The organism is Streptomyces sp. NPDC001668, from assembly GCF_042893155.1.
Taxonomy (GTDB): Bacteria; Actinomycetota; Actinomycetes; order Streptomycetales; family Streptomycetaceae; genus Streptomyces.
In genome coordinates, this window is sequence record NZ_JBIAUQ010000005.1 from 128779 (window position 1) to 154783 (window position 26005).

Sequence of the window (26005 nt, forward strand, 5' to 3'; positions counted from 1 at the left end):
TCATGACACCTCCCCGCAGCACCCTGCGCGCCGACGCGCAGCGCAACCGCGAGCAGCTGATCGCCACGGCTGCCGAAGCCTTCGCCTCCGGACGCCCGATCTCGCTGGACGCGATCGCCAAACGCGCGGGAGTGGGGAACGCCACCCTGTACCGGCACTTCCCCACCCGAGAGGATCTGGTCGAAGAGGTCTACCGGGACCAGATCCGGCCCTTGCGCGAAGATGCGCGCACCCTGCTGGCCACCGAGCCACCCGCGCAGGCCCTCCACGCGTGGATGCTCCGATTCGCCGACTGGGCCGGTGAACGACGCGGCATCTGCGAGGCCCTGGTCGCCATGAGCGCTTCCGGCCGCTTCGGCACCGGACCGGTCTGCGACGAGGTCCAGCAGGTCCTGGCGATGGTGCTCGAGGCCGGCGCCACAGCAGGAGAACTGCGCAGCGACATCGACCCGGTCGAGGTAGGCGGCATCCTCGCCGGTTTGCTCTCCGTGGCCGGCGCACCCGAGCAGCGCCCCCAGCTGAACCGAATGCTGGACGTCGTCGTCGACGGACTCAGGCCCCGCTAAGCGATACGCCGGCGGTTCGGCGAGGCGTCGGCCTGTGCCGGACGGCATGGCTGCGGCCGCGGCGGTCGTGGCACCCCAGACCTTGGTGAGGACCGTCGGGATGGTTGCCTACGGTCGGCTCGTTCCCCGCCTCGCGACAGCGCCCGAACGGCTCGTCAGGTGTTCCTGCCGTCGCCGCTCAAGGGGGATCACCGAGGTGCGCCGCTCAAGGGGGATCACCGAGGTGGATCCAGAAGCCGCCAGTAGTTGATCTTGGAGGCGTCAGCGCTTCCGGCGGGCGGCGGGGTCGCGTTCGGCGACGTGTCGGGCGACTGCGTCGACCCCGGGGCGGGCGTAGCGTTCCAGGGAGCGGACGGATGCGTGGCGGGAGCGGGCCGGCAGCATCGGGGTGGAGGTGCCGCCCTCAGCGTCGCGTGTCAGGACACTGTGGCGTAGCCGATGGAGCGTCCAGCCGTTCAGGCCCTCGATGTCCCGTCGCACCCGCAAGCCGCTCCCCCGACGTAGATCCCGGCCTCACACCACCGTCCCCCGTGTGGCTCACCGTTACGTTCTCTTGACGTCCGGTTTCACGCCGGTCACAATCCTGGAATGAATGTGACCGGTCACACCCGCAGTCCGGCAAGCATCCGCGATGTCGCCGCGGCCGCCGGGGTCTCCTACCAGACCGTCTCCCGGGTGATCAACGGCCACCCCAGCGTCAAGCAGTCGACGCGGGAAAGGGTGCTCGCCGCCATCGACGAGCTGGGCTTCCGCCGCAACGCCACCGCGCTCGCCCTGGCCAGGGGTCGCAGCAGGGCCGTGACCGTGCTCACCGCCAACACCACGCACTACGGCTACGCCTCGATCCTCCAGGGTGTCGAGGAGGCAGCCCGTGCGGCAGCCTACTCGGTGGGCGTGGGCGTCCTGGAGTCGGCCGACGAGGCCGCCGTCACCGTGGAGGTGCAGCGCGCCGCCGACGCGGGCGGCGGACTGATCGTGATCGCCTACGACCCGGCGGGAGTCCGGGCCCTGGAGGCGGTCCCGGCCGGCCTGCCGGTCGTCGGCGTGGTCGAGACGCCGGCGAGCGCGCCCACCGGCAACCGGCCCTGGGTGTGGACCGACGACCGCGAGGCCGCCTACGAGGCGACCCGGCATCTGCTGTCGCTCGGCCACGAAACCGTGCACTACGTCGCCATCCCCTCCGGAACCCGCCGCACCAGTGCCCGGACCGCCGGCTGGCGGCGCGCCCTGAAGGAGGCCGGCGCTCCCGAACCCCGTCCCGTACAGGGCAGTTGGGGACCCGCCGGCGGCCATGCGGCGGGCCTGGAACTCGCCGAGGACCCCGCCGTCACGGCGATCCTGTGCGGCAACGACGACCTCGCGCTCGGCGTGCTCCGCGCGCTGCACGAGGCCGGCCGGTCGGTGCCGGGCGAGGTCAGTGTGGCCGGGTTCGACGACGCCCCGCACTCCGCCTATCTCACGCCCTCCCTGACGACCGTACGCCTGGACTTCACGGGCCTCGGCCGGGCCGCGTTCGCCCTGCTGCACGGAGTGCTGGAGGAGTCCGCGCCGATCGCCCCGCACCCGGTCTCGGTGCCGGAGCTGGTGGTCCGGGAGAGCTCGGGGCGGCCGCCCGCCTGAACGTCCCTTGCGCGCACGGAAGTTCAGCGGAGACGGACGGTGCCGGCACGCCCCCTCAGTGGGTGGCGCACTGATCAGCGCGAGGCGCCCCACGCCGCAAGGGCCGGCCTCGTGGCGGGACGCCTGCGCACCCATCCGTACAGCACCACCGAGCAGACCGCCGCCAACGCGCACCAGGTCGACACGAACTCCAGCCGCCACAGCAGCCAGCACACCAGGGCACCCGCCCCCGCCAGCACTCCGAGCGCCGTGAGCCAACGGTCGCCGCAGAGCAGCAGCGCGCCGACCGTGGCGATCAGGTAGCCTGCGACGAGCAGTTCAGCCCGGGGCAGTCCGATGATGTAGGCCATGGTGTGGCCGCGGATCTCGGCCCGTACGGGGCGGGTGGCGAGGCCGTGGGCGAGGAAGGCGGCGGTCAGCGCGCCCACCACCACGAAGGGGGTCACCCGGGATCTGGCGGATTCCGGGACCGCCCACCACACGCCCACCGGCACCCACAGCGCGAGCACCGGCAGGGCGATGACGGCCCAGGCGACGGTGGCCGCGCCGGTTCCTCCGCCGGTGTGCCAGACGTGGGCCTCGACCAGTTGGTGGGCACCGAGCAGCAGGGGCAGCGCGGCGAGGGGCAGGTCCCTGGCCTTGCGGGTCCGGATCAGACAGGCCGCCCCGACGGACGCGATGCCCGCCCCCGCCACGAGATCCGCTGTCGCGCTCCAGCACATGACACCACCATGTCAGGCCGGGCCGACGACCGCGTACTCCGCCACGACGGGGACGGGACCGGCACGGAACTCTCACTCACAGATGTGCTGCGGTGGCCGGAACGTGCGGTCGGTGCCGGAATCCCTGTTCACCTGGACCCGTACGGTCTCCAACTGCTGGAGCAATGAGTGGAGTTGCCGCTGGGTCGAGTCGCGGAAGAACTCCAGCACCGCTCGGTGGAAGGCGTCCCGCAGTTCGGGCGCCATCACGTCGGAGGCGTCGAAGCACAGGACGCGGGCGCGAGAGGTGAGCAGGGAGTCGATCTCCCGCTCGACCGGGGTCGCGGAGGCGGGCGGCGACAGCCCGGCCGTGTCGGGGAACAGCGGCCGTACCGCGGGATCGGCCTTTGCCCACCAGCGTTTCCGCCCGGCCGTGCTCGACAGCCGGTCCACGAGTTCCTGGGCGTCCGGGTCGTCACTGAAGACGGCGGCCATGTCACCCGCGACCTCGAAGACATCCCGGTATGCGGGCTGCCCGTCCAGATAGCGGGCCGCCGGCTCCACGGTCACGTCGTCGCTGGCGTAGACGTACCGGATGAAGGCGCTCTGGTGCTCGTGGGTGCAGTCGAAGCCGGGTGAGTCCAGCAGGCCGCGCGGCTGTCCGTCGGCTCCGGGCACGCCCTCGAACGACGTGGTCAGGGACCGTTCCACCGAGGCCGGGGAGCGCTTGCCGAGCAGCTTCGCCCAGGTGGTCCAGGCGTGTTCGACGGCCGGGTCGCGCCAGTCGAGGCGGCCCCTGGCCCACTCGTCGTAGAGGGTGGGGCCGGCCTGGTGGAGCACGAGGTCCTCGATCCAGTCGGTGCCGGGCCAGCCGGAGGTGGCCTGGGAGGCGAGCCCCACGCACCAGGTGGGCTTCTTGCCGGCCGCGTCCCGTTTGCTCCACACCAGGCTCTTGAGATCGGCCTTCAGAGGCACCCAGTACGGGCGCAGTTTGTTGTCCACGATCAGAGCCGGCACCCAGGGCGGGATGGCACGCTGTGCGGTCTCCGGGGCGAGCGGCTTCAGCTTGTCGCGGCGGGCGTACTCGGTGAGTTCCCCGATGCTGTTGAGGACCGCCACGTCCGGCGGGTCGTCGGCCTCCAGCTGTGAGACGAGCGTCTCGCGGAGCGAGCGGGTGCCCTCGTAGGTGTACGTCCGTCCGGTCCCGTCGTCCAGTGTGTCGAGGAGGGCTTCGAAGGCCCTGCCCTCCTCCCCGGTCCAGGGGCCGAGGACGACCAGCGGGTCGCGGGTGTCGGACCCGCAGCCGGGGACCAGGGCGAGCAGGCACACCACGAGGAGGACACGCAGCAGACGGCTCATGCGACGGCTCCCGGGCGGGCTACGACGAGGTACTCACGGCGGTAGGCGTGCAGGGTCCCGGCGATCACGGCCGCGGCGGCGAGGCCCGCGGGGAACACGAACGGGGCGAGGCCGTCGAGGAAGGCGAGCCGCCCGTCCGCCAGGTTCTCGTCGATCCGGGCCCCGAGCGTCTCGATGGCCTGCGGCTCCGGTCCGGCGAAGGGGCTCTCCTCGGCGACCGTCTCCGTCTTCGGCGAGGTCCGCTCGGCCAGCGCCTCCGCGACGGGGACGCTCTCGTGCTGGGCGTCCAGGGCGAGCAGCGCGTCGACGGTCAGAAACGGAACGGCGAGCAGCGGCAGGGCGGCGGCCGCGAGGGGGATGCTCAGCCGGATCCGGAAGCGGCGGTGCAGGAAGGACGCCGTGCGCCACAGCCCGGCGCCGAGCAGGGCGAAGGCCAGCGCGGCGATCACCGCCGCGGCGATCGTGTCCGCGCCCCAGGCGGCCCGGTCGGCGAGCCGGTCGCGCAGTCCCGCCTCCAGGCCGGTCACCCGGTCGACGATCGAGGTGGCGGCGGAGCCGGTGGCGGCCGGGCAGGCCGGATAGGGGTTCTGTCCGGTCGCCGCGACGGGCCGGGAGCAGAGCATGCTGCGCGCGTACGTGAGTTCGGCGTCGCGCAGGACCGGGTCGGTGGCGTGGCCCTGGGCCCGGCCGATCCAGCCGGTGTAGTCGACGACCAGCGCGGACACCACCCGCAGCTCCTGTTCCTCGCCGACGGTGAGGGCTCCGCTGCGGGTGACCTGGTTCAGGCTCTGTGTGGCGCGGGCGACGCGGGTCCGGTACCGCTCGCTGAGCCCGCTGAGCTCTGCCGCCCGCCCCTCGGCGAGGTTCCGTTCGGCCACGCCCTGCGCGATGAGCAGCGAGACGCGGGCGTCCGCGAGGTCGACCAGCGCGGGCGCCGCGCGGTCCCGGATGTACGCGGAGTCGCCGCGCACGCCCGCGTAGGCCCAGCCGAGCGCCCCGAACGCGACCACGGCGAGCAGCGGCAGGGCGACCAGCCGGTCCCGCAGGTAGGCGCGGTTGCGGTGGCCGGCGGTGGCGGGCCAGGCGTAGCGGTGGACCCGGCGGGCGAGTTCGGCGGTTACGGCGGTGACGGCCCGCGTGAGGCGGAGGGCGTCCTGCGCGACGGCGCGTGGGCGGCCGTCCGGAACCAGTCGGCGACTCTCTTGCCGAGCCATGGGCTGTCCCTGTGGTGTCGGAAGGCGAGCGGGCGGACCTCGTAGGCGCGGTCCAGGAGGATTTCGGCCACGGCCGCGTCCTCGGGGGCGACGGAGCGGGCGGCCTGGTGGGCGAGGGTGAGATAGCGGCGGGACAGGTCCTCGCGCAGGCCGTGTTCGTCGGGCGGGAGGCCGAGCCGGGGGTCCGCGCCGGCGGACAGGACCGCGAGGCCCGCAGCGTCCAGGGCACCGCGGTCGAGGGCGCCCTGGACGGCCTCCCAGACCTCTACGGTCATCCTGACCCTGGCCTCCTCGTCGGTCAGGCCGTGCGCGTGGAAGAGCAGAGCGAGCCGCCCCACCGCCTCACCCAGCCGCCCGGGCACCTCGTCGTCCCGTCCGGCCCTGCGCACGTACTCGATCCCGATCCGCACGGCCGCGGTACGCGCGGCGGTCCGGTGCCGCGAGTGCTGTGGTACGGCGTCCAGTTCGCGTACGGCCTCCTCGCGCGCCCTCTCCCCGTCCAGCGCGAGGCGGGCCCGGGCGGCGCCGAAGGCGGCGCTGCCGAGGGACGGGTTGCGCAGCCGGACCGCCTCGTAGAGGGTCAGGGCCTCGTGCCGGCGTCCGAGGCGCTCCGCGCAGTGGCCGAGGGCCAGCTTGGGCGCGTACTCGCCGGGGATCGCCGCGTACACCCGGTCGAAGTACCGCCAGGCGGCGTCCACTTCGTCCCGGGCCAGGGCGAGGAGCCCGTGGTGCCAGTCCAGCCGCCAGTCGTACGGGGCACGTCGGGGGCCGATCCGTGCCTCGGCTGCCCGCAGTTCGCGTGCGGCGGCGTCCGGTCCGTCGGCCGGGTTCCGCAACCGCAGCCGACAGCGCAGGAGATGGACCTCCGTGGAGTCCCGCCAGTCGCCGATGTGCTGGAGCAGGGCCTCCGGGTCGGCGTCGGCGAGCCTGCTCAGCTCGGCGTGGTGCGCGTCGTGGGGGTCGGGGCGCGGGACGGGTAAGCGCTGGGAGACCTCGGCGGGCGAGGGCGGGGCGAACGGGGACGGTGTGTCGGGTTCGGCCCAGTGGGCGAGGGGTGGCGCGGAGCCGAGGGCGCCGTCGAGGGCGTAGGGCGACTGGAGGAACAGCGGCGAGGGTTCGAAGGTCTCGGCGCCGGTGCGCAGCGATCTCAACTCGCGGAACACACCCCGCAGTTGCTGCTCCATCTCCCGCGCGTCGGCGAACCGCCCGGCGCGCTCGCTCAAGGTCGCGCGACGCAGGACACGGGCGAGCGAGAGCAGGCCGAGGCCCCGGGGAACGGGGGCGGTGGCATCGCCGGGCTCCCACGATTCCTTGGCCGGCGGTCCTGCTTGGACGGCCGTCCGGTCTCCGGCCGCTGACGCCACTCCGGAGCTCGGCGCCCCGGCGACGGCGTGTGCCTCTGGCGGGACGGGCACATGGGCGGACTCCGGTGCGCCGGGGGGCGGGTCGCCGCCCGGCGCCTCCTCAACCCCCGACAAGCCACCGGCACCCGGCACCGGAGCGGCCCCCGCGCTGTCCTCACCGTCCGACGTCGGGGCGACGCCTGGTACCGGCGCAACACCCGCCGCCTCGCCGGCGACCGAGCCCCTGCCCGCGGCCGGCCCCGCCGCCCTCCCGGCGTCCTCCCCCACCCCACCTCCGGCCGCCTCCCCCTCCCCCGCAACCGCAACCGCAACCGCGCCCAGCGTCCCCAGATCCCCCAGCCGGGCCAGATCCTCCGCGGACGTACCGAGTCCGCTCAGGCGTCGCAGTGTCTCGCCCAGGCTGAAGAGGTCGTCCCGGTGCCTGGACTCGCCGTTCGGACCCACGGTGGGGGCGCTGAAGCCGGGTGTGGTCATGCCCGGCGCCCCCGCCGGACGTACGCTGCCCACGTCGATGATCTTCGTCGTGGTGCCGTCGTGCATGACGTTGTCCGGCTTCAGGTCGCCGTAGACCTTTTCGGGCCGGTCGGCGTGCAGATGGGCGAGGGCGGACAGGATCCGCACCCCGTAGGCGAGCACGAACTCGTGGAAGCGGTGGTCGCCGAACTCCGCCGGGTTCAGTTTCGCCCGTGCCCGCACCTCCTCCAGGGTGAGCCCGTCCACGTACTGCAGGACGAGGAAGTCGCCGACCTCGGGGTGATGGCCGTAGTTGAAGACCCGGATGATGTCGTCGTGGCGGAGGTCGACCAGGGCCCGCCGCTCCCGGGCGAGGGCCCCCACCGCGGCGGCCGCCTGCTCCGGGTGCAGGATCTTGATGGCGACCTCGCGGTCGTCGACCTTGGTGTCGAGCGCGAGATAGACCTCGCCCATGCCGCCGTAGCCGAGCGGCCGGATCAGCCGGTACTGTCCCGCGAGCAACTGCCCGGGCGGCAGCGGCAGTTCCCCGGGATCGCCGCCGGGCCCCCAGCCGCGGCCCAGCAGGGTGATCGTGGGCAGCACGGTCGGGTCGGGATTCTCCGCGGGAAGGTCGACATGCGCGGCCCTCAGATACATCGGCGGCCCGGCGACGACAAACGGACCGAACGACCCCTCGGATTCCGGTACTTCACCGAACGCACTCCCGCCCCGAGCCCCCTCCATGCCTCCACAGGATAGAGGCAGGTGCCGGGATCGACCCCTTGCGTTCCCCCCGAGAGTTCGACCGGACGACGAGGCCGGAACAGTTCAGCCGCGGCGGAGAACGCCTGTCTGGCCGCGTACCACACCGTGCACGGCGAGCCCCGGCTCGGGGAACTACTGGCGGGGCTCCCCGAGGAGCTTTCCGAAGGGAATCCGGCCGAAGAACCGTCCCGCGCCCCAGAGATGCCGACAACGCGGATGGAGACCTCGGCGCTCGGCGACGCCGGGCCGGTCCCGCGCAGGCGTCGCCGGCGGAAACTGCGGGCGGCCGTCGCCGTCGTGGCCCTGCTGGGCGGCACGGGGGCGGCGGCGGTCGCCCGCATCGACGCGCGAACCGGCAGGACCCTGCGCCGTGTCGAGGCGCCGAAGGGCGACCTGTGGCTGACCACCGTCCACGACGGCACGGCGTTCTACGCGCGCTGGGAGAACGGCCCCGGCGTGTCCGCCGCCTTCTTCTTGCAGGATCTCGGCAGCGGGAAGACGCAGCTGGTGAGGAACGTGCTGTACGGGGTCAGCGGCCCGGGAACCTTCTCGGTGGCCGACATCACATGAGCCGGGCGCGCGGGTCGGCCCGGTGTGGGCCCGGCCTGAAGTTCGCACGGGCCGGGCCCACCCGGTCGATGCTCAGGCCGTGTGCAGGGTCAGCCCGTACCGGTTGAGGATCTCGTTGACCGGCTGGAACCACGTCTCGCCGCCGCTGGAGCAGTTGCCCCAGCCTCCGGAGGTGACGCCCTGGGCCTGGTCGCCGCTGATGAACGAGCCGCCGGAGTCGCCGGGTTCGGCGCAGACGCTGGTCTTGGTCATCTGGTGGACCGCGCCCTGGCTGTAGTTGACGGTCTCGTTCATGGCGAGGACCGTGCCGCAGTGCCAGTGGGTGGTCGAGCCCGAGCGGCAGACGGAGGAGCCGACGGGTGCCACGTTGGAGCCGCGCACGAGCTGGTCGGAGACGGTGCCCCAGCCGAGCACGACCGGGACGGTCCACCAGCCGCTGCCCACGTTGACCCAGGCGTAGTCGTTGTCCGGGAAGGACGAGCCCTGGAAGGTGCCGACGTAGCTGCGGTCCCAGCCGTAGACGCTGCCGGCGTGCTGGTCGCAGTGGCCTGCGGTGACGAAGCCGCCGTAGACCGAGAAGCCGATGGAACAGCGGACGTTGCCGGTGTAGTAGGGGTCTCCGCCGACGGTTCCGGCGGCGAAGGTGGTCGGCGCGGCCGCCACTTCCCGCACGGTGACGGGACCCGCCTTCCGGGCGCGGGCGAGGAACTCCCGGACATCGTTGTCACGCTGTCGGCCGTGGACGATGTTCACCACCACCGCTCCGGCCTTCGGGTCGACGTGCCAGCTGCTGACGGCGTCCGGTGCGGGGAGCCTGTCGAGCCGAGCCTGGGTGGCGGAGAGTTCGCGGGCGCTGTGGGCGACAGTGCGTACCGTGGCTCCGGTGGCGCGTATCCGGTGGACGGTCGCGGCGGAGGTGTCCGGTATGACCGCGACGGTCAGCGTGCCCTGGCCGGCGTCGAACCAGGAGCCGCCGTACGAAGTGCCCGCCGTCCGGCGGACCTTGGGCTCCAGGGCGGTGGCCCGCTGCTCGGCGGCGAGCCTGGCCTCGGCTTCGGCCTGCGTGAGGTGGAAGTCCCGCTGCATCGCCGCGAGGAGTCCGGCGGAGGCGGGCTGCGTCTCGTCGGCGGTGGCGGGGACCGTGCTCGCGGTCGCTCCGGCGCCGAGCAGGAGCAGCACGGCCAGGGCCGCGCGCGTGATCGCGGTGCGTCTCATGGAGATTGCCCTTCGTCGTTCCAACGGTGTGGGGTGGAACAGCAGAGTTCTCTGAGAGCGCTCTCAGTGGTGTGGCCCGGCAGAGCCTAGCCGCTCAGCCTTGACAGGTCCATACCAATAGCGAGGTTGTCGGAATCCGGCCCATGGAAACGTGGATGTGTGGGGCCCGTCCGGGGGATCTTGACCAGGAGCCCTTTCCCGCCTCACGAAGGAACGAGATGACACGGAAGAAAGCCCTGGTGGTCCGAGGTGGCTGGGAGGGACACCAGCCGGTCAAGGCCACGGAGCTGTTCCTGCCCTTCCTGGAGGACAACGGCTACGACATCCGGATCGAGTCGTCGACCGAGGTCTACGCCGACACCGCCGAGATGGCCGCCACCGACCTCGTCGTGCAGTGCGTGACGATGTCGGAGATCACCTCCGAACAGCTGTCGGGGCTGAGCGCGGCCGTGGTGGCCGGTACCGGTCTCACCGGCTGGCACGGCGGGATCGCCGACTCGTTCCGGGCCTCCTCCGACTATCTCCACCTGGTGGGCGGCCAGTTCGCGACCCACCCGGGCAAGGAACCGTGCGAGCGGCGGGGCGGCGAGGACGACAACTTCCTGCCCCACACCGTCAACCTCACCGATCTCGGTCGCGAACACCCCGTCACCGCGGGCCTCGACGACTTCGAGCTGCACACCGAGCAGTACTGGGTGCTGCACGACGACCTGATCGACGTCCTCGCCACCACCACTCACCCCGCCCAGCCGTGGCAGCCCTGGCACCGCCCGGTCACCTCACCGGCGATCTGGACCCGCCGGTGGGGCGCCGGACGGGTCGTGGTGACGACCCCGGGGCACAGCGTCGACGTACTGGAGAACCCGAACGTCCGTACCGTCATAGAGAGGGGCATGCTGTGGGCGACGCGCACCGCATCGGCGTCGTAGGTCTCGGCGTCATCTCCCGCGCCTACCTGGACACGCTCGCCGGCCACTCCACCGTGCGCGTCACCGCGGTCGCCGACCTGGACGCCTCCCGTGCGTCCGCCGTCGCCGCCGAACTGCCCGGCGTGCGGGCCCTGTCCGTCGAGGAACTGCTGAGCAGCCCGGACGTCGACACGGTGCTCAACCTCACCGTCCCCGCGGCGCACGCCGAGATCGCCCTCGGCGCCGTCGCCCACGGCAAGAACGTCTACGGCGAGAAACCGCTGACCGCCGAACTCCCCGACGCCCACGCCGTCCTGGAGGCCGCGGCCAAGGCGGCGGTCGGGGTGGGCTGCGCGCCGGACACGGTCCTGGGCACCGGCGTCCAGACGGCACGGGCGGCGGTGGAGGCCGGGGCGGTGGGCCGCCCGATGTTCGCCTCGGCCGTCATGGTCACCCCGGGCCACGAACGATGGCACCCCCACCCCGACTTCTACTACACCGCCGGCGGCGGCCCCCTGCTGGACATGGGGCCGTACTACCTGTCCGCCCTGGTGCATCTGCTGGGTCCGGTGCGTGCCGTGATCGGGGCGTCCAGCCGGCTCCGTACCGAGCGGGTCATCGGGTCCGGCCCGCGCGCGGGCGAGCGGATCCCGGTCGAGGTGGACAGCCATGTCTCCGGGGTCCTCGAACACGAGGGCGGGACCCTGACGACGATCACGACGAGCTTCGACGGAGTGGCGACCACGGCCGCGCCGATCGAGGTGCACGGCGACGCAGGCACCCTCACGGTCCCGGACCCGAACCACTTCGACGGCGAGGTACGGCTCCTCGGACTCGGCGCCGACGAGAAGGGGTGGCGCACGCTCCCGCCGTCCGCGGGCTACCTCGACGCCACCCGGGGAGTGGGACTGGTCGACTTCGTCTCCGCCGCCGCCGACGGGCAGCGGGCACCGCGGGCGAGCGGTGAACTCGCCCTGCACGTACTGGAGACGATGACCGCCCTGCTCCGCTCGTCGGCCGAGGGACGGCGGATCGAGCTGTCGACGTCGGTGGAGCGGCCCGAGCCGGTGCCGTTGACGTCTTCGGACGGGTGGCGGTGATCAGTCCACGGGCCAGGTGTGCGCGGGCGCGTTGAGGTGCATGTAGTCCATGTACGTCGTCGTCATCCGCCGCAGCGCCTCCTGGCGGTCACAGCCCGCCTTCTCCAGGTGGTGGACCGTCTCCGCCTGCCACAGGGCGCCGTTGCGGGAGGTGACACACCGCTGCTCGATGACCCCGAGCAGCGGCTCCCGCCACTCCGCGTCCATGCCGGCCAGCTCCAGCCCCCGGTGGGCGAGGGGCAGCAGCCGCCGCAACACCAGTTCCGTGACCGGCACTTCGCCCACCCCCGGCCAGTACAGGCGGGCGTCGATGCCGTCACGGGCGGCGGTGTGCAGGTTCTCCTCGGCGACCGAGAAGGACATCCGCGTCCACACCGGCCGGTCCTCGTCGACCAGGGCGCGCGTCAGGCCGTAGTAGAAGGCGCCGTTGGCGATGATGTCGGCCACGGTGGGCCCGGCGGGCAGTACCCGGTTCTCGATGCGCAGGTGCGGGCCGCTGTCGGTGACCGCGTAGATCGGGCGGTTCCAGCGGTAGATGGTGCCGTTGTGCAGGGTCAACTCGCCGAGTTCCGGGACCCCTCCGCCGTCGAGCGCCTCCTGCGGGTCCTCGTCGTCGCAGATCGGCAGGAGTGCGGGGAAATAGCGCACGTTCTCCTCGAACAGGTCGAAGACGCTGGTGATCCACCGCTCTCCGAACCACACCCGGGGCCGTACGCCCTGTGCCTTGATCTCCTGGGGCCGGGTGTCGGTGGCCTGCTCGAAGAGGGGGATGCGGGTCTCGCGCCACAGCTCCCTGCCGAAGAGGAACGGCGAGTTGGCCGCCAGCGCGATCTGCACGCCCGCGACGGCCTGGGCCGCGTTCCAGTAGTCCGCGAACTCCTTCGGCGCGACCTGGAGATGGAACTGGGTGCTGGTGCAGGCGGCCTCGGGGGTGATCGCGTCGGCGTACATCGCGAGGCGGTCCACGCCGTCCACCTTGATCCGCAGGTCCTCGCCGCGCGCCGCGAAGATCTGCTCGTTGAGCAGCCGGTAGCGCGGATCGCCGGACAGGGCGGTCTCGCCGACGTCCGTCTCGCCCAGCGTCGGCAGGATGCCCACCATGATCAGGTGCGCGCCGACCGCCGCGGCGCGTTCCTCGGCGTGGTTGAGGGCGTCGCGGATCTCCTGCTCCCAGGAGCCGGGGCCGCCCGCCAGGAGCAGGCGGGGCGGGATGTTGATCTCCAGGTTGAAGCGGCCCAGCTCGGTCGACCAGGCGGGGTCGGCGATCGCCTGGAGCACCTCGGTGTTCCGCATGGCCGGGAGGCCGTCCTCGCCCACGAGGTTGAGCTCGATCTCCAGCCCGACCTGCGGCCGTTCGCTCTCGAAGCCGGACTCGCGCAGCATCTGCGCGAGGACGTCGAGGCAGGTGTGCATCTTGTCCCGGTACCGTCGGCGGTCCTCCCGCGTGAACACCAGGGCCGGCACGTCACGTCCCATCGGGCCCTCCCGAGTCCCCTCGGCGGATCTGCCCTCCCCAGCGTCCCACCTCGTGAGCGCCCCGGACAGTCGGCGCACACGACGGGGGCGGTGGGCGACGCCCTGCTCACAGAACGTGCCCTCCCGCTCGCAGCCAGAGGGGGGCGGCGGACAGGGGGATGCGGACCCGACGCCAGGCGGGGCCGGTGATCGGCCCTCCGGAGCCCGCGTACGGCAGCCACTCCCCCGGCGGGAACCACACCTGACGCCGTCCTCCCGGCGCGTACAGCGGGGCGACCAGCAGATCCGGCCCGAGCAGGTACTGGAGGTCGGCCGCGTGGGCGTCGGGACGGTCGGGGTGGTCCAGGGCCATGGGGCGGGCGAGCGGTTCGCCGGTGCGGACCGCGTCGGCGGCGGCCCGGTGGACGTACGGCAGCAGACTCGTGCGCAGCCGGGCCGCGCGCAGGACGGCCGCGTAGGCCTCCTCGCCGAAGTCCCAGGGCAGCCGGGACGTCATGCCGTGGAACCTGCTGAGCGGTGACAGCAGTCCGAACTGGGCCCAGCGGACGAAGAGTTCGGGGTCCGGTGTGCCGTGGAAGCCGCCGATGTCGTGGCTCCAGAAGGGGTGACCGGAGAAGGAGAGGGACAGGCCCGCGCGCAGGGTGGAGGCCAGATCCTGCCAGCTCGCGTTGGGGTCGCCGGTCCACTTGGCGCCGTGGCGCTGGCCGCCGGTCCAGGTGGAGCGGCCCCAGGTGAGGCCGTGGCCCGCGGTCTCCCGGGTGGCCTCGGCGACGAGGTCGTTGTAGAGGAGGGGGTAGAGGTTGTGCAGCCGGTCGCCGGTCATGCCGTCGTACGCCACCGCCGCCACGGGGACCGCCTCGCCGAAGTCGGTCTTCAGGACCGAGACGCCGGTGGCCAGCACCTGGCGGACCCGGCCGCGGAACCAGTCGGCGGCGCCCGGGTGGGTCAGGTCGAGGACGGCCGAGTCCGGGTGCGCGCCGCCCCAGACCTGTCCGATCCAGGTGCCGCCCGAAGTGGTGTGCAGGAGCCAGCCGTTGCGGTCGGCCTCGGTGAAGTGGGGGCTGTCGACGCTGAGGTACGGGTTCATCCAGAGCGAGACGTGGAAGCCCTGTGCGGCCAGGTCGCTCATGAGCCCGCGCGGGTCCGGGAACGCCTCGCTGTCCCACTCCATGTCCGACCAGCAGCCGGGCCGCTGCCAGTAGGTGTCGATGTGCAACACGTCGCAGGGGAAGCCGAGTTCGCGGATACGGCGAGCCCGCTCGCGCACCTCGTCCGCGCTGTCGTGGCGGAAGCCGCCGGAGATCCAGGGGCCGAAGGCCCACTCCGGGGGCAGCAGGGCGGGTCCGGTCAGGTCGCGGTAGGTGCGCAGGCACTCGGTGGGGGTTCCGGTGATCAGGTAGTAGTCGAGTTCCTCGTCGGGGACGGTCAGCGACCAGGCGCCGGTGTTGCTGTGGGCGAGGTCGAAGCAGGCGGCGGCGGTGGTGTCCACGAGGACGGCGTAGCCCCGGCTGGAGAGCAAGAACGGAACGGCCTTGTAGGAGCGGGTGCCGGTGGAGCCCTGGGCGTCCTCCACCCAGCAGGCCACGCGCTGTCCGCGCAGGTCCGGGCCGGTGAAGCGCTCGCCGAGGCCGTAGAAGTGCTCGTCCGGATCGGTGAACCAGCTGTCGTGGTAGGCCAGTTGGCCGTCGGCGAGCTCGGTGACGCCGAGCGGCAGGACGGTCGTGCGGTCGCCGGGGTCGCTCACGTCGGTCGCCTGCCGGAGGTGACGGTCCGTCACCTCCATGGTGAGGGGCGTCAGACGGACCTCGAGACAGAGTGACTCCAGCCGCAGAGTCACAGCGTCCGGTGATGCCTCGACCGTGCAGCGGGTGTCCGTCGGCGCGGTGACGACGGACGCCCGCGGTGCCGTGGGTACGCCGTCAAGGCGCAGGGTGACCCGCAGGCAGTTGCCCGTCGCGGGACGCAGCCGGAGCGTGCCCGTGCGTCCGGCCGCCGTGCGGACGGCGAGGGTCACGCCGTCCTCGCCCGCCGAGGCGACCGACGCACCGGCCAGGGGGTCCAGCAGGACCGGGACCAGGGCGGGAGGCGGTGCCACCCAGGGTGTGCCGTCACGGGGATGCATGGCGTTCAGCCCCGCACGCTGCCCGCGGTGAGCCCGCCGACGATGAAGCGCTGGAAGACGGCGAACACACAGACCACCGGGATGCTGATGAGGGTGGCGGTGGCCATCAGGGCGCCCCACGACGTCCCGTGCTGCCCGATGAAGGCGTTCAGCAGGACGGTGACGGGCTGGACGTCCGGCCCCTCGGCGAGGGTGAGCCCGAACAGGAACTCCCCCCAGCCGATTAGGAAGGACAGCCCGGCCGCCGCGACCACCCCGGGCACCATGAGCGGCAGGACGACCCGCAGCAGCACACCGGGCAGCCCGCAGCCGTCGACCAGGGCCGCCTCCTCCAGCTCCGGGGAGACGCTGCGCAGCACAGGACGCAGCACGATCACCGTGAAGGGCAGCGTGAGCGTGGTGTCGGCGGCGATCAGACCCAGGTAGGTGTCGGTGAGACCGGCCCGGCGTTCGAGGATGAACAGCGGAGCCGCCAGCACGATGGCGGGCGGGAGCTGCGCGACCAGGAGCGCGAGCACCATCGCGCCCGAGCCGCGCATCCGGAGCCGGGCGAGGGCGTAGGCTAGCGGGACGCCGAGCAGCAGGGTGAGCGCGACCACCCCGCTGGAGATGACGAGACTGTTGAGCAGGGCTCGGGTCAGGCCCTCGTAGCCCAGGGCCGTCGAGTAGTTCTCGCCGGTGACCCGGTCGGGTGCCCACTGCGGGTCGGGTGTCTGGATGCGTTCCGGCGGGGTCAGGCTGGTCTTCACCATCCAGTACACCGGCAGCAGGAAGACGGCGGTGATCAGCGTGGCGGTCGCGGTCAGCAGCCAGGGGTGGCGTGGCGGTCTCATACGGCACCCCCGCTCGGCGCCTCTTCCTCGCGCCCCAGCCGTCGTACGTACCAGACGCCCGCCAGCAGGGGTACGACGAGCAGCAGCAGGGCCGCCGCCGCACCCTCGCCGAACCGGAAGAACGTGAAGAAGACCTCGTAGACGTAGAGGGAGAGCACACGGGTGGCGTCGACGGGGCCGCCGCCGGTCATCACGAAGACGAGGTCGAAGACCTTGAAGGTGTACAGGAGACCGAGGAGGAGGACGGTCACCGAGACGGGACGCATCAGCGGGAGGGTGAGGTGGCGGAACCGCTGCCAGGCGCTCGCTCCGTCGATGGCGGCGGCCTCGTGGAGTTCGGGGTCGATGGTGTGCAGTCCGACCAGGAGCAGCAGCATGTTGAAGGGCACGCCGACCCAGACGTTGGCGAAGATCACGCCGGCCAGGGAGGTGGACGGGTCGGTGAGCCAGTCGTGGGACAGCCCCGCCGGTTCCAGCAGGGCGTTGTAGGCGCCGGACTCCGCGTCCAGCATCCAGCGGAAGAGGGTGCCGCTGACCACCGGGGGCAGCAGCCAGGCCACCAGCAGCAGGGAGCGCAGCAGGCCGCCCAGGGGGAAGGGGCGGGCGAAGAGCAGGGCCAGGGCGAAGCCGATCGTGAACTGGAGCAGCAGCGAGCCCAGGGTGAAGACCAGGGAGAGGCGCACCGAGTGCCAGAAGGCGGGGTCGTCGACGACGGTCCGGTAGTTGTCCAGTCCGTTGAACCGCTCGGCCCCGCCGAGGAGTTGGCCCAGGTCGACGTCGTGGACGGAGGTCCACACGTTGTAGAGGAGCGGGTAGGCAAGGAAGAGCACGAGGAAGGCCAGGCCCGGCAGGCAGAACAGGTAGCCGGTGCGGCGGCGGCGCGCGGAGGGCGAGGGAGGCTGTCTCATCGCTCGCCCAGAGCCTTGTCGATCTTCCCGGCCGCGGTCCTGGCCGCGGCCGCGGGGGACGCGGACCCGGTGAGCACGGCCTGCTCGGCCTCCGCGACGGCCTGTGAGGCCTCCGCGTAGTGGGCGCCGTACTGGCGTGGCCGGGCGAGGGGCAGCTGGCTGAGGAAGAGCCGCAGGGCCGGGTCGGAGGCCCAGCTGCCCCGGTCGGCGAGGTCCTTGCGGGCGGGCAGCTCGCCGAAGGACACCAGGTAGGGCACCAGGACCGAGGGGCGCTGGGTGTACTCCAGGACCTCCCACGCCTTGTCGACGTGCTTGCTGTCCGCCATGACGACCCAGTTCTCCCCGCCCAGGCAGGTGGCGGCCTCCTTGTCGCGGGGCAGGGCGACGACGTTCCAGTCGAAGTCCGCCTTCTTGAGGGTGGGGATCTGCCAGGGGCCGTTGATCTGCATCGCGGCCCGCTGGTTGAGGAAGCGGGTGTTGACGTCCTGCTGGGTCCAGCCCACGCACTGTTCGGACAGGGAGCCCTTGGCGATCAGTTCGTCGAGGAAGGTGAGCGCGGTGGCGCCGTGCGTGCGGAAGCTGTCCAGGTCCCCGCCCGCCTGCCACAGGAACGGCAGGAACTGGAAGACGCCCTCCTCGGTCTTGATCGCGCTCAGTGCCAGACCGTAGCGGTCGCCGCTGGTCAGCTTCCCGGCGGCGGAGGCCAGTTCGTCCCAGGTGGTGGGGGGCTCGACGCCGGCTGCTTTGAGCATGCGGGTGTTGCAGTAGAGGGCGAGGCAGTTGCTGTTGTTGGGGATGCCGAGGGTCTTTCCGCCAACCTGGCAGCCGGACCACGGGCCCTTGTAGTACTGATCGGCCTGGCCCCATTTCTCGACTCTGCTGGTGAGGTCGGCCAGCAGGCGGCTGCCGCCGAGGGTGTTCATGGAGACGTTGTCGACGATGGCGAGGTCGGGCAGGTCGCCGGAGATCGCGCCCAGGGTGATCTGCCGTTCCAGCTCGGCGAAGGGGAAACTCCGCCGCTCGATCCGCACGTCCGGGACACCGGCCTCGATGTCCTTGATCAGGCGGTTCATCCCGGGCTGGAAGTTGTCCAGGGTGAAGTAGTCCCACCAGCTCAGGGTCACCGGGCCCGACGTGTCCGAGCTGCAGGAGGCCAGACCGAGGGCGGCGGTGGCCGCCGCGGCGCCGGAGACGCGCAGGAAGCCACGGCGGTCGACGGGGTACGACATGGTCTGCTCCCAGAGGTTCGATGATCGGGCACAGAAACCGACGTATCAGAAATCCAGGTCGATATCGGGGAAATCGGGTAGTTCGGACTCGGGTTCCGAGCCCGGCACCGAGCGGCAGCGTCCCGTGCTCCCGCGCAGGGTGATCAGAGGTTTCAGCAGGACGTGCCGGGGCGGCGACCCGGGTGAGCGCAGGCGGCGGATCATCAGGTCGACGGCGACCCGGGTCATCTCCTTGGCGGGTATCTCGGCGGCGGTCAGGGGCGGGTTCACCTGTTCGGCCCAGGGGCTGGCCGCGACGCCGACGACGGAGAAGTCGCGGGGCACGCTGCGGCCGTGCCGGGTGAGTCCGCGGTAGACGCCTTCGAGGGCGGCTTCGTTCATGGTGACCAGCGAGGTGGTCGCCGGGTCCTCGGCGAGGATGCGCTCCACGACGTCCTCCCCCGACGCGAGGTCGTCGCCGCAGAGGTAGGCGTGCGGGGTGAGCAGCAGTTTCTTCATCGTCTCGGTGTAGCCCTCGTCGCCGAGCCGGGCGAAGCCGTAGCCGCTGTCGAAGAGCTGCTCGGACCTGTTGACGAAGGCGATCCTGCGGTGGCCGAGGTCGGCGAGGTGCTGGACGCAGCCGCCGGCCAGACCGGCGAAGTCCAGGTCGACCCAGCCCGCCACCTCGGCCCGGTGGTTGCGGCCGATGGCCACGAAGGGGAAGCCCGCCTCGGCCAGGTGCTCGACGCGGTCGTCCTCCCGGCGGATCTCCATGACGATCACGCCGTCCACCCGCCGGTCGTCGACCATCCGCAGGAACGACGGGTCCTCGTGCCGGCCGGCGGGCGCGAGCAGCAGGTCGTAGCCGTGGGCGGCGGCGGCCTCGGCCACCCCTCCGACAAAGGCGAGCTGCATGGTGGTGTAGTCGCCCCGCCGGCCTGCGGGCGGGTAGAGGAGCCCCAGCGTGTGCGTGCCGCCGCCGAGGCCGTCCCGTGTGGTGAGCGCTGCCATGGTCAGCCGGCCGGGAGGGATTGTTCGGCCCAGATGGTCTTGCCCTGCGGGCCCTGGCGGGTGCCCCAGCCCTGGGTGAGCTGGGCGACCATGTGCAGCCCGCGCCCGCCCTCGTCGTAGGTGCGGGCCCGGCGCAGGTGCGGGGCGGTGTTGCTGGCGTCGGAGACCTCGCAGATCAGCGTCCGGTCGCGGATGAGCCGCAGGCCTATCGGTACGGCGCCGTAGCGGATGGCGTTGGTGACCAGCTCACTCACCACCAGCTCGGTGACGAACGCCGCCTCCTCCAGGCCCCACGCGGTGAGCTGGCGGGTGGCCTGGGCGCGGGCGTCGGCCACGATCGACGGGTCGGAGGGCAGCGACCAGGCGGCGACCTGGTCGGCGTGCAGGGCGCGGGTGCGGGCCAGGAGCAGGGCCACGTCGTCGGAGGGGCTCGCGGGCAGCAGGGCCCTCAGGACGGTGTCGCAGGTGGCTTCCAGCGAGCTGACGGGCCCGGCCAGGGCCTCGCAGAGCCGGTCGAGACCCAGGCCGACGTCACGGTCGCGGGCCTCGACCAGGCCGTCGGTGCAGAAGGCCAGCAGACTGCCCTCGGGCAGTTCCAGCTCGGTGCACTCGAAGGGCAGCCCGCCGACGCCGAGCAGCGGCCCCGGGGTCAGTTCGACCACGCGGGCCGTGCCGTCGGGGAGCAGCACGACGGGCGGCACGTGACCGGCGCTGGCGAAGGTGCACACGCGGGACACCGGGTCGTAGACGGCGTACAGACAGGTCGCGCCGATCTCGCCGCTGACGAAGAAGGGCTCGTCGGGGTCGATGTCCTCCTTGTCGGTCGCGAGGTGCATGACCAGGTCGTCGAGGTGGGTGAGGAGTTCGTCCGGGGGCAGGTCGACGTCGGCGAGGGTGCGGACGGCGGTGCGCAGCCGGCCCATGGTGGCGGAGGCGTGGATGCCGTGTCCGACGACGTCCCCGACGACCAGGGCCACACGGGTGCCGGACAGCGGCACGACGTCGAACCAGTCGCCGCCCACGCCCGCGCCGGTCCCGGCGGGCAGATAGCGGTACGCCACCTCGACCGCCGCCTGTCTGGGCAGGTCCCGGGGCAGCAGGCTGCGCTGGAGGGTGAGGGCGTTGGTGCGTTCGCGGGTGTAGCGGCGGGCGTTGTCGACGCCGACCGCGGCCCGGCCCGCGAGTTCCTCCGCGAGGATCAGATCGTCGGGTTCGAAGGGCGGGGAGCCTGCGCCGCGGGTGAAGACCGCGACGCCGAGGGTGATGCCGCGGGCGCGCAGCGGGGTGGCCATGACGGAGTGGAACCCGAACTCCGCCACCCGGGCGGTACGGGTCTCGTGCCCGGCGATCCAGGCGGCGAAGTCGGGTTCGTCCGCGCCGCTGAGCACCGGTTTGCCGTCGGCCAGGCAGCGGGCGGGCGGCGAGAACGGCGGGTAGGTGTCCATGCCGCCGAGGTCGATGGCGGCCTCGGGCACGCCTTCCCCCTCCGCGGCGGACTGATGGGCGACCCGGCGCAGCACCACGGCCGCGTCGACCGGTCCCGGCACGGGCTCGTCCCCGCGCAGCACCGAGTCGAGAAGGTCCACGCTGACGAAGTCGGCGAGGCGGGGCACGGCGAGGTCGGCGAGCTCCTGGGCCGTGCGGGTGACGTTCAGGGTGGTGCCGATGCGGGCGCCGGCCTCCTGCAGCAGGACGAGCCGCTGCCGGGCCGCGTGCTGGTCGCTGCTGTCGAAGGCGGCGGTGCCGACGCCGACGACCTCGCCGCTGCCGGGGTCGCGGACGGGCCAGAGCTCGATGACCCAGGCACGCTGACGGGTGGCGGCGCCTGCCGTGCCGCCCAGGGCGCCGGACGGCTCCGGGGCCGGGCACTCGTAGCGCAGCGGGGTACCTTCCTCGGCGACCCGGCGCACGCTCTCGAGGAAGCTTTCATCGGCGAGGGCGGGGGCCGGCCGCTCGGCGCCTTCCTGGGGAGTGCGCTCCCCGCCGCCCAGCGCGACCGCGTTCCGCCGCCAGGCGCCGGACGCCGTGGCGTGGGTCGAGAGCGCGATCGAGGACTGCTCGAAGGCCCACTCCAGCATGGCCGGGGCGGGGGCCGGGGAGAGGGCCACGACGAAGGACCGGGCCCTGCCGTCGCCGTCCAGCGACGGCTGGGCGTGCAGGGTCGCTTCGACGCGGTGGCCGTCCCGGTGCCGTAGGGCCGCCGTGCCCCTCCATTCCCGGGAGCCGGTGAGGGAGAGCCCGGTCGCCTCGGGAGCCCCCTCACCGAGGAGCAGATCGGTCGCGGCGCGCCCTACGGCCTCCGGGGCGCGATGGCCCAGCAGGCGTCGAGCGCCCTCGCTCCAGCCTGTGACGACGCCGTCCAGGCTGAGGGTGACCGTCGCGACCTCGGCTGACCACCCGCTGTGACCGTTCCCTTGATCAAAAGTGGCCATTCTTGCTCTATTCGCGCGGTGAGGTGCCTCACAGACCCAGAGTGCGCGCAGCACAGGAATCGGACAAGTCAGATCCGGGGACCCGTGGGCGTTCAGGCGTCAGCCCCGCATCGCTGCGTATCTCACCGCATCTCTCCGTGTCTCTCCGCATCTTTCACAGCGCGGTCCCCGGATCGCAGCACCCCTCACGCCGTAGCTGCCGGCTCACCGCGAGCCATTCCGCGTCGGAGGACACATCCGGGGACGCGTCGGAGCGGCGCAGGGAGTCGAAGGCGCCCACGAGGTCCGCCTGCTCGAAGGACACGCCTCCGCGCAGCACCGCCACCGTGCGGATCAGGGTGTCGAAGTCGGTGAAGGGATCACCGTCGACGATCGTGAGATCGGCGAGTTTGCCCTCCTCCAGGGTGCCCAGGTCGTCGTCCGCGCCGAAGACGCGGGCGGGCAGCAGGGTGGCGGTGCGCAGGGTCTCGACCGGTGAGAGGCCGCCGCGGTGCAGGGCCCGCAGCCCGAGGTGCAGATGCAGTCCGACCGGCACGAGCGGCTGGTCGGTGCCGAGCGCGATCCGACCGCCGTCGGCCAGGATCCGCCGGTACACCTCCAACTCCCGGTCGAGGGTGGCCAGTTGGGCGGCGGTGGGCGGCTGCCCGGCCTGCTGGCGGACCAGCACCGTGTCCCACGGCGGCATCAGGGCGGTGACCCGGGGATCCTCCGCGAGTGCCGGGTCGGCCCCGAGCAGGGCGAGCGCCGTGAACGGGGTGGCGACGAGGTGGAAGCCCGCCCTGGTGTAGATCTCCTGGACGTCCTGGTAGGCGCGGCCCGTCGCACTGGTCGCGTGCCCGGACTCCAGCCGCTGGGTGGCCTGCAGATGGGTCGTCAGGTCCTGGCCGAGCTGCACGCCCGGCGTGAGGAGGTGGCTGCCGCTGCGCACACCGAGCCGCTCGTGCGCGAACGCGGCGGCCTCCTTCATCACCCAGCCCGGGGCGCGGACGTACGTCTTCACGAAGTCCCAGTCCAGCGCCGCCCCGCGCGCCAGCGAGCGCCGCAGGCCCTCGGGGGTGCGGTGCGCGCGGCCCATGCTGTAGGCCACCCGGGCACCGTCGAGCAGCTCACCGGTGGTCAGCAGCCGCGGCCCGGCGAGCGCTCCGGCGGCGACCGCCTCCCGGATCCGGGCCTGCTCGTAGGCGAAGCCGCCCAGGGAGACGGCGGTCGTGATGCCGTAGGCGAGCTGGAGGGCGGTCTGCCGTCCGCCGTAGGTGCTCTGCCAGGGGTGGGTGTGCGCGTCCCACAGTCCGGGGAGCACGGTGCGCTCGCTCGCGTCGATCCGGCGTGCGGCCGGCCGTCCGGCGCGGTGCGGTGAGACCTCCGCGACCCGGCCGTCACGGATCACGATGTCGATGTCCTCGCGGACCTCGGGGCCGGTGCCGTCCCAGAACCGGCCGGCGCGTACGAGGGTGTCGGCGGGCCGGGGGCGCCGGTAGGCCAGCGGGACCTTGACGGTACGGGCCTTGCCGCTGCGCACGTCGATCAGGCGCGGGGTGCCGGCGGAGAGGTAGAGCAGGGTGCGGCCGTCGGCCGACCAGGAGGGGTGGTCGGCGGGCTCGGCGGTGAGGCGGCGCGGTTCCCCGTCGGGGGTGCCGTCCGGGCGGACCGGGAGGAGCCACAGGGCGGACTCTGCGATGACGGCCATCCAGCGGCCGTCCGGCGACCAGACCGGCCCCGAGTCGTAGCGGTCGGACAGCGAGGTGTGCGGGGCGAGGGCGTGCAGGACGGCGGTGCCGGTGGTGGTGTCGACGACCCGGATGAGGTTGTAGCCCTCGCGGAAGCGCTGGTTGAGCCGGTTGCGGTCGCACAGGGCGAGGTAGCGGCCGTCGGGCGACCAGCTGGGACGGCCGGGCAGTCCGCCCGCGCCGAGCGGTGCGGCGAGGGTGCGTTCACCGCCGTCGGGCAGGTCGCGCACGACCAGGTTCCCGGCCATGTCCAGGCAGGCCAGCCGGGTTCCGTCGGGAGAGAGGGCGGGGAAGACCCGGCCGCCCTCGGCGAGCACGGTCTCGGCGCCGGACTTCAGGTCACGGCGCCGCACGGCGAACAGTCCGTCACGGTCGTCGGCGTACAGCAGGGCCGTGCCGTCGGGTGTCCAGGTCGGCCCCGACACATAACGGGTGGGCGAGACCTGGAGGATCTTGCGGGGCGGGCGCCCGCCCGATGTCCCGGCGGTCCACAGGGAGTTGAGTGCCGCGAAGGCGAGACTGCGGCCGTCGGGCGAGAGCGCGGGCAGATGCAGGGCGCGCACGGGCCGGATGCCGGTGCCCTCGAAGTCGTACGACTTCCCGCGGTAGCGGGGCCGTTCGACGGGCATCGCGGCCGTGAACGGAATCTCCTCCGCCGCCGCGGGCGCCTCGGGGTCGACCAGCCGGAAGCGGCCGTCCACCGTGAGCAGGAGCCGTCCCCCGCCGGTCCAGCGGGGTGGCGCCGGGAGGACGTCGCCGTCGACCGCGACCGGTGTGCCGTCCACGACGAGGGTGCACGAGGCGCTGGGCGCGGGGGTGGTGCGCAGATACGCGAGGCGGCCGCCGGGTGAGAGGGCCGGTGCCATGAGCTGGGCGCCGGAGCCGTCGGTGTGTTCGACGGTGACCGGTCCCGAGCCGTCGGCGGCGACCGAGGCGACGGTGTCGGCGCGCAGGGCGCCCGTGGCGGTGACGGCCGCGCGGACGAACAGGACCCGCCGGCCGTCCGCCGACCAGGTGGGGTCGAAGTCCTCCCAGGCACCGCCCTGTGCCGGGCCCTGCTGGCCGGGGCGCCCGGTGAGCCGGGTCAGCGCGCCGGAGCTCACGTCGACGACCCAGACGCGGTAGGGACTGCCGGTCACGGTGTCGCCGCCGCGCTCGGAGGCGAACGCGATCCGGGTGCCGTCCGGCGACCAGGCGGGCCCGCGGTCGTCCCACGGCCCGTCGGTGAGCTGTCGTACGTCACGGCCGTCGGGCCTGAGCGTCCAGAGGTGGAAGCCGCCGCCGCGATAGGCGCACACGACGAGGCGGCTGCCGTCGGGCGAGAACTGCGGGCGGGTGGGTTCGAGGCCGGGCGGGGTGAGCGCGAGGGCGGTGCCACCGGTCCGCGGAATCGACCAGAGCACGTTCTGCACCTCGGCGACGAGCCGGTCGCCGGCCGGGGAGAGCGTCGCGGAACCGCCGGTGGCGGCGGTCAGGGAGAGGACGACCGCCGTGGAGGAGGCGGTCGCCGAGGCGGGTGAGGAGGCGGGTGAGGAGGTGGCCGCGACGGCCGTGGCCGTGACACCGGCGGCCTGGAGGAATCTGCGGCGGGAGAGCGGGCCGAGCCGGAAAGTGCCGGGAGTGCCATGGGCGTCCAAGGGAGCCTCCAGTACGCGCGGGTGAGGTGCCGGACGACAGGGCCCTTCCCCGCGGGGGCCGGTCCTGCGCACGAACACCGTGTCCGGGGGGCGGTTTTCGCCCCCCGGACACCAACCCCTCAGCTCACAGACCGTCACGCACCATCGCGGCGACGATCTGCACGTGACGGTCGGCCGCGGTGCCGGAGAACTCGTTCTCGTAGTTGAGTCCATACGGCCAGAAGTGGCCGCCGCCGGTCGACAACTTGGCCGAGGAACCGTCGAACTGCCGCACGAGTGCGGTCGCCTGAGCACCCGTCCAGGTGCCGCTGCCGCCGAGGGAGGACCAGCCCGAGCTCGTGCCCACGCCGATGGTGTGGGCGATCTCGTGCAGAGCGGTCCGCTCGGTCATGTAACTGCGGTTGCTGCCGAAGCGGATGGTCCCGTTGAGATTGCCGTCCGCAGTGGGCACGCTCGTGTCGTAGCGGACGGTGATGGACTTCCCCAGATCGCTGAGGTTGTTGTAGCGGGCCACGGCGGCGTTCATCGCGGAGGTGATCTGCGTGTACGCCGACTGCTGGTCCGCGGTGGGGTTGCTCGCCCGTTCGAGGGTCCAGGTGATGGTGGCCGCGGCGACCTGTTCCTGAGGGGCGGGACCGGCGGGCGGGGCGGCCTGGGCGATGCCGGGAGCGGCCAGGAGCGCGGCGGCGAGCGCGGCCGCGACCGCGGTCTTTCGTGGGTTCATGTGCGGGTCCTCTTGTGGGGGGTGGATCCGGTGGGGGCGGATCCCGTGGGGGGAAGTCGAGGCATGAACTGGAAAGCGCTTTCCAAGGTGGC

The 26005-nt window shown here is 72.7% G+C and carries 20 protein-coding genes; 5 read left to right on the forward strand and 15 right to left on the reverse strand.

Going from position 1 to position 26005, the window contains the following annotated elements; genetic code table 11:
• Window positions 1–2 precede the first annotated feature (2 nt).
• Entirely contained in the window at window positions 3–566 is a 564-nt protein-coding gene (locus tag ACFYZ8_RS17185) for a TetR/AcrR family transcriptional regulator (RefSeq protein WP_329900747.1), read from the forward strand.
• A 261-nt stretch (window positions 567–827) separates the two neighbouring features.
• On the opposite strand, the gene ACFYZ8_RS17190 is transcribed toward ACFYZ8_RS17185, so the two are convergent.
• A complete protein-coding gene (locus ACFYZ8_RS17190) occupies window positions 828–1046 on the reverse strand; it encodes a hypothetical protein (protein WP_388530665.1) in 219 nt (72 codons plus the stop codon).
• Window positions 1047–1154: 108 nt separating this feature from the next.
• On the opposite strand from ACFYZ8_RS17190, the gene ACFYZ8_RS17195 reads away from it, so the two are divergent.
• Window positions 1155–2186: a LacI family DNA-binding transcriptional regulator gene (locus ACFYZ8_RS17195; RefSeq protein WP_359028384.1), complete on the forward strand. Its 1032-nt coding sequence runs from the start codon at window positions 1155–1157 to the stop codon at window positions 2184–2186.
• Between the two features lie 74 nt (window positions 2187–2260).
• Here the strand turns inward: ACFYZ8_RS17195 and ACFYZ8_RS17200 are convergent, their stop codons facing one another.
• The 4 genes from ACFYZ8_RS17200 to ACFYZ8_RS17215 all read right to left on the reverse strand — a co-directional run bounded on the left by ACFYZ8_RS17200 (window position 2261) and on the right by ACFYZ8_RS17215 (window position 8021).
• On the reverse strand, window positions 2261–2908 hold the full coding sequence (locus tag ACFYZ8_RS17200; protein WP_388530662.1) for a DUF6629 family protein: 648 nt from the start codon (window positions 2906–2908) through the stop codon (window positions 2261–2263).
• A 72-nt stretch (window positions 2909–2980) separates the two neighbouring features.
• Window positions 2981–4246 (reverse strand): extracellular solute-binding protein, encoded by a 1266-nt coding sequence (locus ACFYZ8_RS17205; RefSeq protein WP_388530659.1) that lies wholly within the window; start codon window positions 4244–4246, stop codon window positions 2981–2983.
• Window positions 4243–5460 carry a hypothetical protein gene (locus ACFYZ8_RS17210; protein WP_359028381.1) on the reverse strand — a complete coding sequence of 406 codons (1218 nt, stop codon included), beginning with the start codon at window positions 5458–5460 and terminating at the stop codon, window positions 4243–4245. Before ACFYZ8_RS17210 ends, ACFYZ8_RS17205 begins: the two co-directional genes overlap by 4 nt.
• On the reverse strand, window positions 5364–8021 hold the full coding sequence (locus tag ACFYZ8_RS17215; RefSeq protein ID WP_388530656.1) for a tetratricopeptide repeat protein: 2658 nt from the start codon (window positions 8019–8021) through the stop codon (window positions 5364–5366). The genes ACFYZ8_RS17210 and ACFYZ8_RS17215 overlap by 97 nt, the downstream gene beginning before the upstream one ends.
• A gap of 222 nt (window positions 8022–8243) precedes the next feature.
• Here ACFYZ8_RS17215 and ACFYZ8_RS17220 point away from each other — a divergent pair, with 222 nt between their 5' ends.
• Window positions 8244–8612, forward strand: a complete 369-nt coding sequence (locus ACFYZ8_RS17220) for a hypothetical protein (protein WP_388530654.1) — start codon at window positions 8244–8246, stop codon at window positions 8610–8612.
• Window positions 8613–8684: 72 nt separating this feature from the next.
• Here ACFYZ8_RS17220 and ACFYZ8_RS17225 read toward each other — a convergent pair whose 3' ends face one another.
• Window positions 8685–9827, reverse strand: a complete 1143-nt coding sequence (locus tag ACFYZ8_RS17225) for a S1 family peptidase (RefSeq protein ID WP_388530651.1) — start codon at window positions 9825–9827, stop codon at window positions 8685–8687.
• Window positions 9828–10045: 218 nt separating this feature from the next.
• Between ACFYZ8_RS17225 and ACFYZ8_RS17230 the strand changes: the two genes are divergently transcribed.
• Together ACFYZ8_RS17230 and ACFYZ8_RS17235 are read left to right on the forward strand one after the other, a co-directional pair.
• Entirely contained in the window at window positions 10046–10756 is a 711-nt protein-coding gene (locus tag ACFYZ8_RS17230; protein WP_388530648.1) for a ThuA domain-containing protein, read from the forward strand.
• Window positions 10726–11835, forward strand: a complete 1110-nt coding sequence (locus ACFYZ8_RS17235; protein ID WP_388530645.1) for a Gfo/Idh/MocA family protein — start codon at window positions 10726–10728, stop codon at window positions 11833–11835. The genes ACFYZ8_RS17230 and ACFYZ8_RS17235 overlap by 31 nt, the downstream gene beginning before the upstream one ends.
• Here the strand turns inward: ACFYZ8_RS17235 and ACFYZ8_RS17240 are convergent, their stop codons facing one another.
• The 9 genes from ACFYZ8_RS17240 to ACFYZ8_RS17280 all read right to left on the reverse strand — a co-directional run bounded on the left by ACFYZ8_RS17240 (window position 11836) and on the right by ACFYZ8_RS17280 (window position 25913).
• A complete protein-coding gene (locus ACFYZ8_RS17240) occupies window positions 11836–13311 on the reverse strand; it encodes a glutamate--cysteine ligase (RefSeq protein ID WP_388530643.1) in 1476 nt (491 codons plus the stop codon).
• A gap of 106 nt (window positions 13312–13417) precedes the next feature.
• Window positions 13418–15433, reverse strand: a complete 2016-nt coding sequence (locus ACFYZ8_RS17245; RefSeq protein ID WP_388530640.1) for an alpha-xylosidase — start codon at window positions 15431–15433, stop codon at window positions 13418–13420.
• A 5-nt stretch (window positions 15434–15438) separates the two neighbouring features.
• Complete coding sequence (locus ACFYZ8_RS17250; RefSeq protein WP_388530637.1) at window positions 15439–16266, reverse strand: carbohydrate ABC transporter permease; 828 nt, start codon at window positions 16264–16266, stop codon at window positions 15439–15441.
• A complete protein-coding gene (locus ACFYZ8_RS17255) occupies window positions 16263–17174 on the reverse strand; it encodes a sugar ABC transporter permease (RefSeq protein WP_359028372.1) in 912 nt (303 codons plus the stop codon). The genes ACFYZ8_RS17250 and ACFYZ8_RS17255 overlap by 4 nt, the downstream gene beginning before the upstream one ends.
• Window positions 17171–18403 carry an ABC transporter substrate-binding protein gene (locus ACFYZ8_RS17260; protein ID WP_388530634.1) on the reverse strand — a complete coding sequence of 411 codons (1233 nt, stop codon included), beginning with the start codon at window positions 18401–18403 and terminating at the stop codon, window positions 17171–17173. The genes ACFYZ8_RS17255 and ACFYZ8_RS17260 overlap by 4 nt, the downstream gene beginning before the upstream one ends.
• Window positions 18404–18448: 45 nt before the next feature.
• Window positions 18449–19393, reverse strand: coding sequence for a LacI family DNA-binding transcriptional regulator (locus tag ACFYZ8_RS17265; protein ID WP_388530631.1), 945 nt, complete (start codon window positions 19391–19393; stop codon window positions 18449–18451).
• 2 nt (window positions 19394–19395) lie between these two features.
• Window positions 19396–21825, reverse strand: a complete 2430-nt coding sequence (locus tag ACFYZ8_RS17270) for a SpoIIE family protein phosphatase (protein ID WP_388530628.1) — start codon at window positions 21823–21825, stop codon at window positions 19396–19398.
• 154 nt (window positions 21826–21979) lie between these two features.
• Window positions 21980–25189, reverse strand: a complete 3210-nt coding sequence (locus tag ACFYZ8_RS17275; protein WP_388530626.1) for an amidohydrolase family protein — start codon at window positions 25187–25189, stop codon at window positions 21980–21982.
• A gap of 124 nt (window positions 25190–25313) precedes the next feature.
• Window positions 25314–25913: a hypothetical protein gene (locus tag ACFYZ8_RS17280; RefSeq protein WP_359028367.1), complete on the reverse strand. Its 600-nt coding sequence runs from the start codon at window positions 25911–25913 to the stop codon at window positions 25314–25316.
• Window positions 25914–26005 lie beyond the last annotated feature (92 nt).